Source organism: Serratia inhibens (genome assembly GCF_003591175.1).
In the GTDB taxonomy this organism is placed as follows: domain Bacteria; phylum Pseudomonadota; class Gammaproteobacteria; order Enterobacterales; family Enterobacteriaceae; genus Serratia; species Serratia inhibens.
In genome coordinates, this window is sequence record NZ_QYYG01000001.1 from 819856 (window position 1) to 838018 (window position 18163).

At 59.8% G+C, this 18163-nt stretch carries 15 protein-coding genes; 12 read left to right on the forward strand and 3 right to left on the reverse strand.

All coding sequences use genetic code 11. The features are described 5' to 3' along the window. Positions 1-488 precede the first annotated feature (488 nt). Positions 489-2108 (forward strand): phosphoenolpyruvate carboxykinase (ATP), encoded by a 1620-nt coding sequence (gene pckA / locus D4100_RS03870; protein ID WP_119803153.1) that lies wholly within the window; start codon positions 489-491, stop codon positions 2106-2108. A 221-nt stretch (positions 2109-2329) separates the two neighbouring features. On the opposite strand, the gene D4100_RS03875 is transcribed toward pckA, so the two are convergent. Continuing rightward, complete coding sequence (locus tag D4100_RS03875; protein WP_119803155.1) at positions 2330-3727, reverse strand: amidohydrolase family protein; 1398 nt, start codon at positions 3725-3727, stop codon at positions 2330-2332. Positions 3728-3873: 146 nt separating this feature from the next. Here D4100_RS03875 and D4100_RS03880 point away from each other — a divergent pair, with 146 nt between their 5' ends. Next, positions 3874-4764, forward strand: a complete 891-nt coding sequence (locus D4100_RS03880) for a LysR family transcriptional regulator (RefSeq protein ID WP_004943466.1) — start codon at positions 3874-3876, stop codon at positions 4762-4764. Positions 4765-4791: 27 nt separating this feature from the next. Here D4100_RS03880 and D4100_RS03885 read toward each other — a convergent pair whose 3' ends face one another. Continuing rightward, the gene (locus D4100_RS03885; protein WP_041416901.1) at positions 4792-5454 is read right to left on the reverse strand and encodes a TetR/AcrR family transcriptional regulator; all 663 of its coding nucleotides are present in this window, start codon (positions 5452-5454) and stop codon (positions 4792-4794) included. A gap of 93 nt (positions 5455-5547) precedes the next feature. On the opposite strand from D4100_RS03885, the gene D4100_RS03890 reads away from it, so the two are divergent. The 10 genes from D4100_RS03890 (at position 5548) to D4100_RS03940 (ending at position 17055) form a co-directional block, all read left to right on the forward strand. Then, positions 5548-6246 carry a DAPG hydrolase family protein gene (locus D4100_RS03890; RefSeq protein WP_006320357.1) on the forward strand — a complete coding sequence of 233 codons (699 nt, stop codon included), beginning with the start codon at positions 5548-5550 and terminating at the stop codon, positions 6244-6246. A 92-nt stretch (positions 6247-6338) separates the two neighbouring features. Next, positions 6339-7649 carry an MFS transporter gene (locus D4100_RS03895; protein WP_006320367.1) on the forward strand — a complete coding sequence of 437 codons (1311 nt, stop codon included), beginning with the start codon at positions 6339-6341 and terminating at the stop codon, positions 7647-7649. 268 nt (positions 7650-7917) lie between these two features. After that, complete coding sequence (locus tag D4100_RS03905) at positions 7918-8919, forward strand: ABC transporter substrate-binding protein (protein WP_006320378.1); 1002 nt, start codon at positions 7918-7920, stop codon at positions 8917-8919. 62 nt (positions 8920-8981) lie between these two features. Then, a complete protein-coding gene (locus D4100_RS03910) occupies positions 8982-9854 on the forward strand; it encodes an ABC transporter permease (RefSeq protein ID WP_199685646.1) in 873 nt (290 codons plus the stop codon). Next, positions 9854-10624, forward strand: a complete 771-nt coding sequence (locus D4100_RS03915; RefSeq protein WP_006320380.1) for an ABC transporter ATP-binding protein — start codon at positions 9854-9856, stop codon at positions 10622-10624. The genes D4100_RS03910 and D4100_RS03915 overlap by 1 nt, the downstream gene beginning before the upstream one ends. Before the next feature lie 10 nt (positions 10625-10634). Continuing rightward, the gene (hisD, locus tag D4100_RS03920; RefSeq protein ID WP_006320381.1) at positions 10635-11963 is read left to right on the forward strand and encodes a histidinol dehydrogenase; all 1329 of its coding nucleotides are present in this window, start codon (positions 10635-10637) and stop codon (positions 11961-11963) included. 18 nt (positions 11964-11981) lie between these two features. After that, entirely contained in the window at positions 11982-13316 is a 1335-nt protein-coding gene (locus tag D4100_RS03925) for a hypothetical protein (RefSeq protein ID WP_119803157.1), read from the forward strand. Positions 13317-13377: 61 nt separating this feature from the next. Then, complete coding sequence (locus D4100_RS03930) at positions 13378-14160, forward strand: SDR family NAD(P)-dependent oxidoreductase (protein WP_119803159.1); 783 nt, start codon at positions 13378-13380, stop codon at positions 14158-14160. Between the two features lie 196 nt (positions 14161-14356). Next, complete coding sequence (locus D4100_RS03935; protein WP_006320389.1) at positions 14357-15616, forward strand: MFS transporter; 1260 nt, start codon at positions 14357-14359, stop codon at positions 15614-15616. Beyond that, positions 15613-17055 (forward strand): glycoside hydrolase family 32 protein, encoded by a 1443-nt coding sequence (locus tag D4100_RS03940; RefSeq protein ID WP_119803161.1) that lies wholly within the window; start codon positions 15613-15615, stop codon positions 17053-17055. The genes D4100_RS03935 and D4100_RS03940 overlap by 4 nt, the downstream gene beginning before the upstream one ends. Before the next feature lie 49 nt (positions 17056-17104). Here the strand turns inward: D4100_RS03940 and D4100_RS03945 are convergent, their stop codons facing one another. Next, the gene (locus D4100_RS03945; protein ID WP_006320391.1) at positions 17105-18106 is read right to left on the reverse strand and encodes a LacI family DNA-binding transcriptional regulator; all 1002 of its coding nucleotides are present in this window, start codon (positions 18104-18106) and stop codon (positions 17105-17107) included. Between the last annotated feature and the right edge of the window lie 57 nt (positions 18107-18163).

Below are 18163 nucleotides of genomic sequence, written 5' to 3' on the forward strand. Positions count from 1 at the left end.
CCCTGCTGACAAGTGTTCGGTGCGGAAGGGTTCGCCTAACTACATGCGAAGAACGTTATTAAACAAAAACAACTGCTTATCATAAATTTTATTACGTATTTTCGTTTTTTAATAATGGAAAAAACAGTGGACAGCCCAGACAATATGATAAAAAATAAAAATACAAAACTAAATTGCGCTGCGTTATTTCAATATTGTGAGCCCCAGCCAATGTTGGTTTTAATTAATTATCGTCAGCATTTTGTAATTAAATTAAGCAGGTTAAAATTCACTGCTATGCTATAGATGGAAGTAAAAATCCGTGCGTTTATTAATGAGAACCGGAACAGAAATTAGCTGAATCCGGTCAGCTGTACCCGGGCCTCTTCTCTGCACGCGGCACCGTGCGGGAGTGTGGCACATAATATATGCCGTATGACTTTCATCTTTTTTGCCAATGCTCCCACGGCTTGAAAGGCTACGGACATAGAACCGATAAGGAAGTAGATATGTCTTCAATCGCTGTTACCCCACAAACGCTGGCCCGCTACGGTATCCATCAGGCTACCGAGATCGTCTATAACCCAAGTTACGAACAACTGTTTACCGAGGAAACCCGCGCCGATCTGCCGGCGCTGGAGCGCGGTACGCTGACCCGGCTTGGTGCCGTTAACGTCGATACCGGCGAATTCACCGGCCGTTCCCCGAAAGACAAATACATCGTTCGTGACGACACTACGCGCGATACCGTCTGGTGGTCCGATAACGGCACCGGCAAAAACGACAATCAACCGCTGTCGCCGGAAGTCTGGCAGCACCTGAAAACCCTGGTGGGCAATCAGCTCTCCGGCAAGCGCCTGTTCGTGGTGGATGCATTCTGCGGCGCCAATGCCGATACCCGCCTGAAGGTACGTTTCATCACCGAAGTGGCCTGGCAGGCTCACTTCGTAAAAAACATGTTTATCCGCCCGAGCGACGCCGAACTGGCCGGTTTCGAACCGGACTTCGTGGTCATGAACGGCGCAAAATGCACCAACCCGGACTGGCAGCAACAGGGGCTGCATTCAGAGAACTTCGTCGCCTTCAACCTGACCGAACGCATTCAGTTGATCGGCGGCACCTGGTACGGCGGCGAAATGAAAAAGGGTCTGTTCTCCATCATGAACTACCTGCTGCCGCTGCAAGGCATAGCCTCCATGCACTGCTCGGCCAACGTCGGCGAACAGGGTGACGTGGCGATATTCTTTGGCCTGTCCGGCACCGGCAAAACCACCCTCTCCACCGATCCCAAGCGCCAGTTGATCGGTGACGACGAACATGGCTGGGACGACGACGGCGTGTTCAACTTTGAAGGCGGCTGTTATGCGAAGACCATCAAGCTCTCGCAGCAGGCCGAGCCGGAAATTTATCAGGCAATTCGTCGCGATGCGCTGCTGGAAAACGTGCAGGTGCTGGCAGACGGCAGCATTGACTTCGATGACGCCGGCAAAACCGAAAATACCCGCGTGTCCTACCCGATCGACCACATCGAAAACATCGTCAAACCGGTGTCCAAGGCCGGCCATGCCAAGAAAATCATCTTCCTGACGGCGGATGCCTTCGGGGTGTTGCCGCCGGTTTCTCGCCTGACGCCGCAACAAACCCAGTATCACTTCCTGTCCGGCTTTACCGCCAAGCTGGCCGGTACCGAACGCGGCATCACCACGCCAACCCCCACCTTCTCCGCCTGTTTCGGCGCCGCGTTCCTGACGCTGCACCCGACGCAGTACGCCGAAGTGCTGGTGAAACGCATGGAAGCGGCCGGTGCCCAGGCCTATCTGGTGAATACCGGCTGGAACGGCAGCGGCAAGCGCATCTCCATCAAGGACACGCGCGGCATTATCGACTCGATTTTGAACGGTGAGATTGAGCACGCCGTGACCTTCACCCTGCCGATCTTTGGCCTGGCGGTCCCGACGGCGCTACCGGGCGTTGATCCTTCAATCCTCGACCCGCGCAAAACCTACGCCGATGAATCGCTATGGCAGGAAAAAGCACAGGATTTGGCACAGCGCTTTATCGATAACTTCGCCAAATACACCGTGACTCCGGCCGGCGAAAAGCTGGTGAACGCCGGACCCAAGCTGTAAACACTCCCTGTTTTATCCGGGCGCCTGAAGGCGCCCTTTTTATTTCCATTGACCCGTTTTGACTGGGTGAAACAACCGCTAGCCCGGATGTCGTATCACAGACAGGATATCAGTCCCATCAGCAGCACATATTTGCAGTCAGCCGGAGAACAACGTTGACCCTCTGTCGCCGCACAGGGCGATGGCCGGCAGAGAATAGACTGCGCTCATCTCGCTCCTCCTTACCGGGCCGACTCAAGCGGCAGAAACGTCTCGGCAAAAATGTCGGGCTGGTAGCCTGCGGCGGCAAAAAGATGCTGACGGGACTCGTCGATCGCCGCACGGAGCCGCTCGCTGTCCACTCCCAGTACCTTGCCGTCGCGCTTGACGACGCGTCCGCCAATCATGACAGTATCAATATTGCTGCGTTCGGCCGCATGCACCACCGTGCCGAATGCGTTGCCTGACGGGTAAAGGTTTATGTCCTCGGTACGGATAAGGATCAGGTCGGCCTGTTTTCCCGGTGCCAGGCTGCCGATTTTGTCCTGCAACCCTGCACAGGCGGCGCCGTCAGCCGTGGCGGCTTTCAGCAGGCTATGAGCCTGCAGGGTCACCGGAGGATGCTCTGATCCGCAGCACTGCCGCTGGTGCATACCCATGACGCGCTGCAGGTAAAATGCCACCCGCATCTCCATAAACATGTCGCCGCTGTAGGACGTCTCGTTATCCACGCTCAACCCCGGGTTGATCCCGTGACGCAGGGCTGACTGCAAGGCGAACATTCCATCCTCGATGCCGTAGTGCGCATCTGAGCGCGGACATACGTTGACCCGTACGCCGGCCTCGCGCAGAATTTGCCATCCGGCGTCCGACAGTGCGGTGCAGTGGTTAAAGATGTTATCAGAGCCCAGCAGCCCTTTCCGGTGTAGCCCTTCCAGCTCCGCCGCCATTGCGCCCCCGAAAAACTCGGTGATGATCGGCAGGCCCAGCCGCCGGGCTTCAGCCCACAGTTCAGGTTCCAATTGCGCCATCACGGCCAGCGAGACCAGGCTGTTGTCTCCTTTCTTGAAATATTTTTCCTGCAGGCGCTCCAGATTACCGGGCCAGTGGGCCTTGTCCCATTCTCCGGACACGGGCGCGCCGGAGGCATGTACGGACCGGATACCTGCGTCAAGCAACGCCTCGACGGCGGCATCGGAGTGTGCGCCGGTACGGCTGTTGTGCGAGTTATCGACAACGGTGGTGATGCCGGCGTCGATGCAACCCAGTGCGGTAAGCAGGTTGCCGATATACATGTCAGCCGGGCGATAGTATTTGGCAAAAGAGTAGTGCGTTGCGTTGCAGTAGTCTTCAAGCGTTGCGGCATTCGGGTTAAGCCGGCGCAGCTGCCCCTCCCACGAGTGGCGATGCGTATCGACCATGCCCGGCATGGCTATCATGCCGGACGCGTCGATAACGACGGCGTCGCCGGCATCAATGCTTTTACTTATGGCCGTGATGGTGTTGCCTTCGATAAGGATATCGCCGCTGACCAAATTGCCTGTATCACCGTCCATGCTGAGAACCGTGGCTCCCCGGATAAGCGTCCGGGCGGCCGGCAAGTCAGCGTTCTGTACTATATTCCGGATATAATCAGTCATCTTCAGTTCACTTTTTTGAATGTTGTGAAGCAAAGGTAAGGAAAGTGATACTTCCGAAAAAGAGGGTTAAACTGTTTTCATTATTCAGCAATCACGAACAATAATGTTCGCCCGGTTGCTTCTGTTGTGGTTTATGGAAAAAGAATATGGACCGTATCCAGGCAATGCAGATTTTCGTCCGGGTGGCAGAGGCCGGGAGCTTTATTCTCGCGGCGGAAACGCTTTCCTTACCGGCCTCAACGGTGAGCAGCACGATTAAAAATCTTGAAAAATATCTGCAGGTACGCCTGCTGAACAGAACAACCCGGCGGGTCAGCCTGACGACCGAAGGCGCACAGTATCTGGCGCAATGTCGGGAAATACTCGAGCTGATTGAGCATACGGAGTCCAGCCTGACTGACTCCGTAAAACGGCCGCAGGGACGTTTGCGGGTTGATATGCCTGGTGGCATTGCACATTTTGTCGTCATGCCGAATCTGAAAGACTTTTACCGACGCTACCCGGATATCTACCTGATGATAGGCGTCAACGATCGGCAAGTAGATCTCGTTCAGGAGGGCGTAGATTGCGTCATTCGAACGGGGAACCTGAATGACTCAACGCTCGTCGCTCGCCCGCTCGGCCAGTTTCGCTGGGTGACCTGTGCTGCTCCGGCCTATCTCAGAGAAAACGGTATTCCGCAGACCCCGGAAGACTTGTCTCACCACCGGGCCATCCATTATTTTTCAGGACACGCCAGGCGAGCGGGTGAAATGTGCTTCTTCAGCGGCACTGAAAAAATATCGGTACCGGTCAACGGCGTTGCCGCCGTCAATGAGACAGGACTCTACATAAAAATGTGTCTTGAAGGATTCGGGCTGGCGCAGCTTGCCGAGAGAGTGGTAGCAGAACATCTGCAGGAAGGCCGGCTGATCGAAGTTATGGCGGACTGGCAGCCCGCCTCCGTGCCGGTTACCTTACTCTATCCGCATCAGCGTTTTCTCTCGCCAGCCGTGCGCGCATTCGCTGACTGGATAACCGGACTTATTAAAGGTTGATCGGTCAACGTGAGCGGACCGGTGCATTTATCGATTCCGCGAAGCCGTGGCATCCCCTACCAACCCCGGCAGCACCAGCGTCAACGCCGCCGTAATGCGAGTGTCGATGTCGCTGCCCGGCGGCAACAGTCCAAGCGCCATCTGGCGCAAGGGTTCGGCCATCACCATCGCCAGCAGCAGATCGCTGGTCTGCGCACAGTCCAACTCACGCAACCAGCCGTGCCGCTGTTGGCGTTGCAGCCAGTCCGCCACAATGGCCCGACCGCGTTCAATACCGTTACGCTGATAAGCTGCCAGCATCGCCTCCCGCCCAGGAAACTCGCTCTGCAACAGACGAAATACCCCCACCGCCTGCTCGCTCAGCACCTGTTGCGCAATGGCGCGCAGACCCTGCTCAAGCAGCGGCTGCACCTCTGCCACCCGCTGCGCATCCTGTTCAAACGCCGGCTGAAAAGCGTCGGTCCAACTGGCTATCGCCTGCATCACCAACGCATCTCGATTTTCGGCAAAACGGTACAGGGTCTTCTTGGCCATACCGGCCCGCTTCGCCACCGCGTCCACGGTAGTGGCGGCATAGCCCTGCGTCAGCAACAGCGCCAGTGTGGCCTCAACCGCCGCCGCGCGCAGTTCCGCTTCCGGGGCCGAAGGCCTTCCGCGCGAGCGCGGTTCGGTATCCCTTTCATTTGCCATGATGGTTCCTCGAAATCGTTGACAGAGACAGCATACCGGCATAGCCTTAATTTGGAAACAAACATCGTTTCCTAATTTATAAGGATGACCGCTATGACACATCAATCGCTGATGCTCCCTTGGGGCGTTAATGATATCAACGCGTTGCTTAAACCGGAACCGCTGCTGCTGGAGATGGGGCTGACGCGCAGCACCGACGGTTTGCTGACCGTGGCGATCCGCACCGATCTGCACGGCTGCAAGGGCCGCATGCTGGACTGGTGGTTTACCTTTTTTGAGACCACCCAGCACATTCGCTGGTGGCATCCGCACGATCACGTTGAGCACCGCGGCTGGGACCGGCAGTGGAAAAAAGGCGAAAGCTACATTGGCGCCAGCATCGACGCGGTCGAATGGCTGGCGGAGTTGCCGCCGGTGCCGGCCCGGCTCAAATTTCACGCCGCCGAAGATTTTTTTGCCACGCAACCGCTGCAACAGGCGCGCGACACTCAGGCGCTATCTGCCGCCATTTGCGCCCGCATCGGCTTCGGCGAGCAGGTGGCGCTGGACGACAATGGCGACCCTCGCGACGGTGAAATGCTGCATCTGGTGCGCGACACGCCCTACGGCTGCGTGCTGCGCAGCCGTTTTCTGCTGGGTAAATCCTGCGCGAACGCGAATGACGAGATGCCGGACGAGATTGGCTTCAATCTGATGCGCCACTGCTACAACGAATTCAGCTATCTGGCGCAGTTCCTGCCATCGTTGTATTACGCCGAAAATGGTCATGAGGCGGCGCCGTTACCCTGGTGACCCCCCTTCACACTTCCCGTTGAAAATAATTGATTGTTTTGTCATATGAATTTAGAACTGGATGACAACAATTCAAACGCACGGGAACGGGAATGGACGTACAAACGACGGTTATTGACGCACGCCAGTCACGCCAGGCATTGCTGGCCGGTTCGGTCGGCAACTTTATCGAATGGTATGAATTTGGCGTTTACGGTTTTCTCGCCACCGTCATTGCCGCCAATTTTTTCACTCTGCAGGGTGAAAGTGAAATCACCAGTCTGATCCTCACCTACGCCGCCTTCGCGCTGGCATTTTTTTGCCGCCCGATCGGCGCGGTGATTTTCGGCCGTATCGGCGACCGGATCGGCCGCCGCCCGACGCTGATTGCGGTATTGCTGCTGATGACCCTGGCCACCGCCCTGATCGGCGTGATGCCGACCTACGCCGCTATCGGCGTCGCCGCCCCGCTGCTGCTGACGCTGTTGCGCATGTTTCAGGGGTTGTTCGCCGGTGGCGAGTTCGGCGGTGCGGTATCGCTGATGACCGAGTTCGCGCCCAAGGGAAAGCGTGGGCTGTACGGCGCCTGGCAATCGCTGACCGTGGCATTCGGGCTGTTGGCCGGTGCAGGTCTGGTGGCATTGCTGGCCGCGCTGCTGACGCCGGAACAGTTACATGACTGGGGCTGGCGCATTCCCTTCCTGTTGGCGTTGCCGATGGGTGCGGTGGCGCTGTGGCTGCGGCTGAAACTGCAGGAAACGCCGACCTTTAAACAGGCGCAACAAGACGGCGGCGAAACGGCGCAAGTGCCGGAGGTGAAACTGGGCGGCATGCTGAAAACCATTCTGATCGGCATTGGCCGCATGATGGGCTGGTCCGCCGCCGGTTACACCTTCCTGGTGGTGATGCCGTCCTACCTGCAAACCTCGCTGCACGCCACCTTCCAGCAGGCGCTGGTGGCCACGGTGCTGGCCAACGTCGGCTTCGCCCTGACCATTCTGCCCGCCGGCATTCTCAGCGATAAGCTGGGGCGCAAAACGGTGATGCTGGCGGCGGTCATCGCGGTGATCCTGTTCACCTTCCCGCTGCTGCACCTGCTGCAAGACCCGCAAAGCTCGCTGCTGACCAAAGGCATCGCGGTATTGATCGCCGGCGCGGTGGTCGGGATGCTGGCCGGCCCCGGCCCGGCGATGCTGGCGGAGATGTTCCCGACCAAAGTGCGCTACACCGGTCTGGGGTTGGCCTATTCGCTCTCCAACGCGGTATTCTCCGGTTCAGCAGGGTTAATCATCACCGGTTTGATCAAGCAGACCGGCAACCTCGATATCCCGGCTTACTACGTGGTCGCCACCTCAGTGGTCAGCCTGTTCGCACTGATGACCCTGCGGCGCGACGATCATCTGCGCTCGCTGAACGCGCGTTAATTCTGAAGGGGCGCATAGCGCCCCAAGTTTGAACCGTTGCGCAATTTTTGCGCACCGTTCTGGTGCATCCCCCCAACCACCGCTTCAACGCCTCCCTCATCCTGCAAGCAAAACGCCTGATTATTTATAATTATTAATAAGTTGAAAAATAACTCCCACCGCCATTCGCAGTTGGCCCTTAACTTGCTCCGCCTTGTATATACATGGACGGACATTACCGACACGGACATCACTATTTCTCACCAGTGCGAAAGACGAGGGTTCCCCCATGAAGCAACCAATAAAAACGCTGCAAAAAGTGCTCGCCACCGCCTGCTGCCTCAGCATGCTTGCCGCTCCGGCGTTCGCCGCCGAAGCCCCCTTGTCCAAGCCGGAGGCCGGCACCTTCAAAATGGGCATCGAACCCTGGCTGGGCTACGGCCAGTGGCACGTAGCCAATAGCCTTGACCTGTTCAAACAACAGGGGCTGGACAAGGTCGACATCATCAATTTCGCCGAAGATAAAGACATCAACGCCGCGCTGGCCAGCGGCCAGATCGACGCCGCCAATATTGCCACCCACACCGCCATGGGCATGGTTTCCGCCGGTCTGCCGGTCAAAATCGTGCTGCTGCTCGATCAAAGCCAAACCGCCGACGCGCTGATTGTCGGCCCTGGCATCAAAACGCTGAGCGATCTGAAAGGCAAACAGGTGGCGTACGAAGAAGGCACCACCAGCGACATCCTGCTGCACAGCGCCCTCGCCTCCGCCGGAATGAAATGGAGCGACATCGTGCCGGTACCTATGCCTGCCGACGCCGCAGGCAGCGCACTGATCGCCAAACGCGTCAGCGCCGCCGTCACCTACGAGCCTTACCTGAGCATGGCGAAGAAACAGGATGCCGGCGTGAAGATGCTGTACAGCGGCGAGTCCGATCCGGGCCTGATCAGCGACGTGCTGGTAGTGCGCGACGAGGTGATCAAGACCAAACCAGGCCAGGTCGCCGCCATGATCAAAAGCTGGGATGCCGCGTTGCAGCATTATCAGCACAACACGGCGGCGGATCGGGCAATCATCGCCAAACAGGTTGGCGCCAGCCCGGCCGATCTGGCCAGCGCGTTTGACGGCGTGAAGTACTACTCGCTGGCGGAAAACAAGCAGGTCCTGAGCGAGCACTTCGCCAAACACACCTTCGCCCACGTGCTGAAAGCGGCCACAGAAGCCGGGCTGGTGAGCAAACCTGTCACGCCGGAAAACCTCATCGACGCGCGATTCGTTAACGGGCTGTAAGCCGGGTTGGCGTCGGCCGGCGATATGTGGCCGGCGCAACTCCTCACCAAAGGAAAAAACCGATGAGCTCTATAAAACTGGATGCGCCCAACGCGCGCACTCATCTGAAAACCGCCCCTCCGCCTGGACGGCGCAGGCGCAAGCCGCTTGGGCTGATGGCGATCGGAAAAACGCCATCGCGTGGGCTGTTCGTCGCCATCGCCGTGGCGGTGTTCGCGCTGCTGCTGTTGAGTTGGTGGCTGGCGACCCGCAGCGGCTCGGTACCGGCTATTTTTATGCCCACGCTGGACGGCGTATGGCACCGCATGGTCAGCCTGGCGCAGGACGGTACGCTGTGGAGCGATATTCGCAGCAGCCTGTACCGTATCTCGGTGGCCTTCCTGATTTCGTCGGTGATGGCCATTGTCATCGGCATGCTGGCCGGCTGTTACGGTTTTTTCAAAGCGGTCACCGAACCGCTGGTGGATTTTGTCCGCTATATGCCGGTGGTGGCCTTTGTGCCGCTGACCATTTTGTGGACCGGCACCGATGACGTGCAGAAATTCCTGATCATCTGGATCGGCACCTTCTTTCAACAGGTGCTGATGGTGATCGACACGGTAAAACGCGTGCCGGCGGATTTTGTCGGCCTGGGGCGCACGCTCGGCATGCCGGACCGCAATATCCTGTTCAAGATCGTGCTGCCCAGCGCGCTGCCGGGCATCTGGGATGCGTTGCGCATCAGCCTCGGTTGGGCCTGGACCTGGCTGGTGCTGGCGGAACTGGTGGCTTCCACCTCAGGGTTGGGTTACCGCATCGTGGTATCGCAGCGCTTTTTCCAGACCGACACCATCATCGGCTACATCCTGCTGCTGGGGTTGCTTGGGCTGATTACCGATCAACTGATGCGCGCCGCCGAGCGCGTGCTGTTCCGCTACAACGCGAGGCGTAAATAATGGCAACCCTAACCCTCAATGGCCTGAACAAAAGTTTTCAGGTCGGCAAAGGTACGCGCCAGGTGCTGCATGACATCGATCTGACGCTGCACGACAACGAGTTCGTTTCCGTGGTCGGCAGTTCCGGCTGCGGCAAAAGCACCCTGCTGTCGATCGCCGCCGGACTGGAGGATTTCGACAGCGGCAGCGTACGCGTTGACGGCGTGGACATTCGCGGGCCGGGTATCGATCGCGGCGTGGTGTTCCAGTCCTATACCCTGCTGCCGTGGCTGACCGCCCGCCAGAACATTGAATTCGCCCTGAAGGCGGCGGGCTATGGCCGCAGCGAATGCCGTGACATCGCCGGCGACCACCTGGCGCTGGTCAAGCTGACCGAATTCGCCGATGCCTATCCCAACGAACTGTCCGGCGGCATGAAGCAGCGGGTGGCGATTGCCCGCGCGCTGTCCTACCGGCCGAAAATTCTGCTGATGGATGAACCCTTCGGTGCGCTCGACGCCATGACCCGCCACCAGATGCAGCTGCTGCTGACGCGCATCTGGGAAACCCATCGCCTGACGGTGATGTTTGTCACCCACGATATCGAAGAGGCGGTGTACCTGTCGGATCGCATCGTGGTGATGGGACCGGGCAAAATCAATACCACCTTTCAGGTCGATCTGCCGCGCCCGCGCAGCGAAGAAGTGAGCGGTGACGCACGCTATATCGATCTGCAACGTCAGGTTCTGAAATCTATCCGGGAACAGGCTTCCCGACACGAATTAGCTTAGGAGCATCCCCATGTCGCACACAGTGACCTTTCACGATCTCAGCCACAGCCGGCAATTGCCGGAAGCCCTGTTCCAACGCACCGAAGCCGACTTGTCGTTCTTTATCGAGCGGGTACAGCCGATTATCGCAGCGGTACGCAATGAAGGAGATGCCGCGCTGCAGCGCTTCGCACGGGAATTCGACGGCGTGCAGGCCGAACGGATGTCGATTCGCGTCGAACAGAGCGAGTTCGACGACGCCATGGCTCGGTTGGATCCCGCCGTCACCGCCGCTATCGCCTATGCCGCCGGCAATATCCGCGCGTTTCACGAAGCGCAGAAACCGGAAGAAATGTGGTTGAAAGAGATGCAACCCGGCGCTTTTGCCGGCGATCGCCACCTGCCTATCGATTCCGTGGCCTGCTATGTGCCGCGCGGCAAAGGTTCGTTCCCCAGTGTGCTGCTGATGACCGCGATCCCGGCGCTGGTGGCGGGCGTGCCCCGGCCGGTAGTGATCACCCCGCCCGGCCCGGATGGCAAAGTCGATGATGCCACGCTGGTGGCGGCACAGTTGGTCGGCATCCGCGAGATTTACAAGTGCGGCGGCGCGCAAGGAGTAGCGGCCGTGGCTTATGGCACAGAAACGGTGCCGAAGTGCCTGAAGATCGTCGGCCCCGGCAGCCCCTGGGTGGTGGCAGCCAAGCGCCAACTGGCACAGATGATCGATCCCGGCGTGCCGGCCGGCCCCAGCGAAAGCATTATTTTGGCCGATGACAGCGCCAACGGTGCGCTGGCGGCGTTGGACTTGATCATTGAATCGGAACATGGCCCGGACTCCTCCGCCTGGCTGGTGACGTCCAGTCGTCGGGTAGCGGAACAGGCGATCGCCGCGCTGCCGGGTTACTGGGCGCAACTGGACGAGAAACGCGCCGGCTTCTCGCAAAGCGTGCTGTGCGGTACCCACGGCGGTGTGGTGCTGACGCAGGACTTCGCCGCTGCCGTGGCCTTTGTGAATGGCTATGCGCCAGAGCATCTGGAGATCCTGGCGGAAGAGCCGCTGGCGGTGATGGGCCAAATTCGCAACGCCGGTGAAATCCTGCTGGGCAATTACACCCCGGTGACGTTAGGCAACTTTGTGCTCGGCCCCAATGCGGTGCTGCCGACCAATGCCGCCGCCAAGGTGGCCGGGCCGCTGTCGGTATTCGACTACATGAAACGCATTTCTGTGGGTTACGTCACCCGCAGCGGCTACGACGCGTTGGCGGAAAAGGCGCACGGGTTTGCCCTGTATGAAGGCTTCCCCGCACACGCGCTGGCGGTATCACCGCTGCGTAAAACCCTGCTCGATCGTCAGCCCTGAACAGGCAGCGAGGTTACGATGACCGATAATCCTATTCCCCGCACCGGCCGGGGCGCCCCCCTGGCGGCGCAGGCCAGAGCGCTGACCCACGCCGGCGAATGGCGGCAGGCGGCGGACAAACTGCGCCAACTGGTGCTGGAGATCACCGGGGTGGCGGTGGGCGAATTGACCATCAACCGCGATCAGTACAGTCTGAACTCGCTGAACGGCCAGTTGCAATTGGCCGACGGCCGCGGCCTGTTCTTTAAATATCACCACGAGGAAGGTGAAGACCACACCATCGAGGAGTATTACAACGCCGAACTGCTGCGCAATAACGGTTTCCGCGTCGACGTGCCGCTGTATGCCTGCGGTGAACCGGGGCGGCAGATCCTGCTGTACCGATTGCGCCACGATCGGCGGCTGGCCGACGTGTGCCGTGAGATCGAACTGCAGCAGAGCTGGCAACAGATGGCGCCGGTGGTCGATGCGCAGCACCGCGCCGATGCGGAGATCCTGCGGATGACGTTGCCGACGCTAAAAATCGGCCAGCCTGCGGCGGTGGCTCGCGAGCCGATCCACCAGCTGTTTCATCACCGGCTGGTCAGCCCTGGCGCCACACCGGGATTGGGCGGCCGCGTAGCCCAGTTCTACGTGGGCAAAACCTTCCAACTGGCGCAGCAAGAGTTGAGCTGGGCGCAATTGCAAGACCTGCAATGGGAAATCAACGGCGTGCGCTATCGCCATACGCTGGGTGAACTGCTGTTGCAGGCCGGTGAGCTATTGGCCCCGGCCGAACTGGCGCAGCAAGGTGTGGTGATCGCCCACGGCGACGCGCACAACGCCAACGTATGGTACGAAACCGATCGCCCGCCGCCGCAGTTGGTCAGCTTCGATCCTGCCTTCGCCGGGCGCAATATCCCGGCGCTGCTGGCGGAGATCAAAGCGACTTTCCACAATATTTTCGCCCATCCGTTCTGGTTGTACGAACCGCAGCGCTGCGCGACGCATTACCGGGTAGTTGCCCGGCTGGAGGGGCAACGGCTGATCGTCGAGCATGACTGGCAGTTGACGCCCTTGCGCGCCGCCTTCCTGCAGGACAAAGGCGCGCTGTACTGGCGACCGCTGCTCAGCGAACTGACGGCGCGCGGCTGGCTGCCGCATAACTGGCGGCGGCTGATGCGGCTGGCGCTGTTTTGCTGCCCGACGCTGGTGCTCGATCTGCGCGCCGGTGGCGGCAGCGGCCATACGCCGGAAAGCTCGGCGCTGGGCTTCGCCATCGCCATGATGCTGGGCAGCGAACCGGTCGACGGCAAAGACGTAGCCAGCCGCTGGTTCACCGCCATAGATCCGCAGTTCGGCGGTAAGGTATGAAAGCCGTACACTTTAGGGCAGAAGCCTGCTGAAACCCTTTTTGGTTCCCTGAGGAGAATTTATGCAAAGCACCCCTTTGCCGCCGGGCCTGGCCCCCTTTTCACTGCGTGGCAAGCGTGCGCTGATCACCGGCGCTACGCGGGGCATTGGCCAGGCGCTGGCGATCGGGCTGGCGCAGGCCGGTGCACAGGTGATCGTCGCCGGGCGACAGCGCGCCGCGCTGCAAGAGGTGGTGCAACAGCTGAACAACTGGGGGGAACACCCGGAAATGCTGCTGCTGGATGTCCAGGATCCGGCGTCGATTGAAACCGCCTTCGCCACGCTGGCGGGCAAACCGCTGGATATCCTGATCAACAACGCCGGTATCGAACGTCTGTGCCCCTCTCTGGAGGTGGATGAAACGCTGTGGGACAGCATCGTCGGCACCAACCTGAAAGGCGCTTTCTTCTGCGCGCAGGCGGCGGCGCGCCTGATGGTCGAACAGGGCAGCGGCAGCATCATCAACCTGTGTTCATTGACCAGCGAAGTCGGCGTACCGGGGGCTACCGCTTACGGCGCATCGAAATCCGGGCTGGCGGGCATGACGCGCGCGCTGGCCAGCGAGTGGGCCACCCACGGGATCCGGGTCAACGGCATCGGGCCGGGCTATTTTCAGACGGCGATGACCGAGGTGTTTTACCAGGATAACGGTTGGCGCGAGTCCATGCAGGATAAAATCCCGCTAGGCCGCTTTGGCAAACTGAGCGACCTTACCGGCGCAGCCATTTTCCTCGCCGGCCCGGCGGCGGCCTACATCACCGGCCAGATCCTGTATGTCGACGGTGGTTATCTGGCCAGTATCTGAAGGCGGGCGCGGGGGCGAATGTACCGGCCCCGTCCTCTTTCCTGCCCCTTGCATCCATCCAGTGATGACGATCACAATGCAAATATGTTAACGTTAACTTTTGTGATTAACATCGCAATCCACCGCGTTGATGGCTTTATTTAGCGAAAGGTTAACGTTAACAATAAGGCTGACATTATCCATCAGGGCATCTCACATGAACCGCGAAACAAAAAAATATTATGTGCTCCTAAGCGGCCTGCTGTTTTTCTTCTTCTTCACCTGGTCGGCCAGTTTTTCACTGATCTCCATCTGGCTAAACCAAAAAATCGGCCTGAAAGGCACCGAAACCGGCCTGATCTTCTCGGCCATGTCGATTATGGCGTTGTGCGCGCAGCCGCTGTACGGGTTTATTCAGGACAAGCTCGGGCTGCGCAAGCATCTGCTGCTGTTTGTCGGCACGCTGCTGCTGCTCACCGGACCGTTCTTTATCTATGTTTATGCCCCGCTGCTGCAAACCAATCTGGTGGCCGGCGCGCTGGTCGGCGGCCTGTTCGTCAGCCTGGCATTTAACGCCGGCATTGGCGCGCTGGAATCCTATACCGAGCGCGTCAGCCGCATCGTCGGCTTCGAGTTCGGACGGGCGCGCATGTGGGGGTCGCTGGGCTGGGCCAGCGCCACTTTCTTTGCCGGCTTTATCTATAACATCAACCCGAACATCAATTTCTGGATCGCCTCGGCCTCGGCGGCGGTATTCCTGCTGTTGCTGTGGCAGGTACGAGAGCTGAAACCCAACGCCATGGCCGGGCTGGAATACGGCAAACCGGAAAACCTGAAGCTGCAGGACGCCCTGGCGTTGCTGCGCCTGCCGGGATTCTGGGCGCTGGTGGTGTTCGTGCTCGGCACCAGCATCTACGGCGTCTTCGATCAGCAGTTCCCGGTGTACTTCGCCTCGCAGTTCGCGACCCACGAGGAAGGCAACCGCATGTACGGCTTCCTTAATTCGCTGCAAGTGTTTCTGGAAGCCGGCGGCATGTTCCTGGCACCGCTGCTGGTCAACCGCATCGGTATCAAACAAAGCCTGCTGCTGGCCAGCAGCGTGATGGCGGTACGCATGTTCGGCTCCGGCTTCGCCAGTGGCGCCTTGATGATTTCCGCCATGAAACTGCTGCATGCCGTGGAGTTGCCGATTCTGCTGGTGGCGCTGTTCAAATACATTACTACCCGCTTTGACAGCCGCCTGTCCTCCACCCTGTATCTGGTGGGCTTCCAGTTTATCAGCCAGATCGTCGCCGGCATTCTGGCGCCGCTGGCCGGCCTCGGCTACGACCGCATCGGCTTTGCCGACACCTATTTGCTGATGGGCTGCGCCGTCGCCGGCACCACGCTGATCTCCTGTTTCCTGCTGCGCGGCGAGACTCCCGCCCGCGCGCCGCAATTTCAATCCACGATAAAATCAAGTGAGCCAATCCAATGAACAATGCCTTAGCTCAAGCCGACCATGCGGTCGAAACCCTGCGCGCCCAGCGTCAGGACGATTACTACCCGCAATTTCATCTGGCGCCGGCCGCCGGCTGGATCAACGATCCCAATGGGCTGGTGTACATTAACGGCGTCTATCATGCGTTCTATCAGCACCATCCCTATGACGAGAACTGGGGGCCGATGCACTGGGGCCACGCCATCAGCCGGGATCTGGCGCACTGGCAGCACCAGCCGATAGCCCTGGCGCCCGGCGACGACTACGACAAAGACGGCTGTTTCTCCGGCTGCGCGGTGGACGATAACGGCGTGTTGACGCTGATCTACACCGGCCACGTCTGGCTGGACAAAGTGGGCGATGACGATCAGGTGCGCGAAGTACAGTGCCTGGCCACCAGCGAGGACGGCGTACATTTCGTCAAACACGGGCCGGTGCTGGCGCCGCCGGAAGGCATTCAGCATTTCCGCGATCCCAAGGTCTGGAGCCAGAATGATGGCTGGTGGATGGTGGTCGGCGCCAAACAAAACGGCCTCGGGCAGGCACGGCTTTACCGTTCAAAAGATCTGCGTGACTGGCAGTTTGACCGCGTGCTGGACGGCGCGCAGACGTTGCATCAGGGCTATATGTGGGAGTGCCCGGATTTCTTCCCGCTCGGCGAAAAACAGGTGCTGCTGTTCTCGCCGCAGGGGCTGGCGGCGCAGGGCTACCGCCACCCTAACCGCTTTCAGAGCGGCTATTTGCTCGGTCACTGGCAGCCGGGGGCTGATTTCGACGTCACTCGGCCTTTCTGCGAGCTGGACGCCGGGCACGATTTTTATGCGCCGCAAACCTTCACCGCCGCCGACGGTCGCCGCTTGCTGTTCGCCTGGATGGACATGTGGGAATCGCCGATGCCGAGCAAGGCGCACGGTTGGGCCGGCGCGCTCACCCTGCCCCGGGAACTGACGCTGAATGCCGAAGGCAATGTACTGATGAACCCGGCGCGGGAGCTGGCTGCGCTGCGCGGTCTACCGCAGACGTTCGCCGCAGCGCAACTGCACAACCAACGCCAGGCGCTGGCGGAGAACGTGCAAGAGCTGACGCTGTCGTTGGATCTGGCTGCCAGCGATGCCGAACGTTACGGTATCGCCATTGGCAACGCCGCGCGGCTGTACGTGGATAATCAGGCCCACAGGCTGGTGTTGGAACGTTTCAGTGAGGAGCCGGGCCTGTGCGGTTGCCGCAGCGTGCCGCTGCCGGCCGGCGATACGTTATCGCTGAGAGTGTTTATCGACCGTTCATCGCTGGAAGTGTTCGTCAATCAAGGCGAAGCCTGTCTGACCAGCCGCATCTACCCGACCGACGGCCGGCGCGGCGTGAGCCTGTTTGCCGAAAGCGGCCGGGCACAGTTTGGCGCGCTACAGGGGTGGGAACTGGAGAGCATCTGGGCCTGATGGCCCTCGGAACCTGATTGGCGGGGCCCGCCTGTCGTGCCCCGTTTGATCACATCGACTCGCGCAACAACAGCGGGCAGGTGACTTTCACCGTCTCGCAGTGCTCCAACTGGTTAATCAGGTGCAGCGCCGCCTGACGGCCCAATTCGTAATGCGGCAGTTGCACCGTGGTCAGCGGCGGCAGGAACAGTTGACCGATGCCGACCATGTTGTCATAGCCCAACACCCCCACCTGCTGCGGGATCTGCCAGCCCTGCGCCAACAGCACCTGATACACCATAAACGCCACCCGATCGTTGCCGCACACCACTACATCGCAATCGCGCCGTCCCGGTGCGAAATGCCGTTCCAGCAGTGCCACGCAATCGCGGTAGCGCTCGTCGCCGTCGGTCAGATCAAGGTGATATTGCTGCAGTTGTTCTACGTCGCCGCCCGTTTCATGCCAGGCGCGCTCCAGCCCGCGACGCCGCAGCCCGGCTGCCAGCGTATTTTCCGGTAGGTGAATGCACAGCGGTGCCCGGTAGCCTTTGGCGATCAACGCGCGCATGGCGTCGTACTGGCCCTGTTCGTCATCAGGAATGTAGCTGGCCACCCGGTTGTTCCGGCTGACGCAGTTGGCCAGCACCAGTTTTTTATCCAGTAACTTGGGCGGCACGGTGACCTGTCGCAGCCCCATGGTGGTGAAAATCACTCCATCAGGTCGATGCGCCAGCAGCAAATCTATGGTGTGCTCGGCGCTGTCGTCGGCGAACAGGTTGACCACGAAGCTGTTCCAGCCGTGTTCGCGCGCGGTCTTTTCGATCGACAGGATCATCTCCACCGAGAACGGCGTGGTTGCGGTATCCAGCGCCAGCACGCCGAGCGTCTGCACCCGGTTGCTGTCGCCGCGAATGCGCCGGGCCGAGAGATCGGGCACGTAATCCAGTTGGTCAATCGCCAGCTTGACGCGCTGGTAGGTGTCTGGCCGCAGTTTGCCTGGCTCGTTGATGGCACGGGAAACCGTCATCAGCGACACCCCGGCAAGTTTTGCAACGTCTTTCAGCGAGGCCATGCGCCCTTCTCTGTGTAGGATGGAAAACCAAATAATCCCACAACTTAACGCCGGACT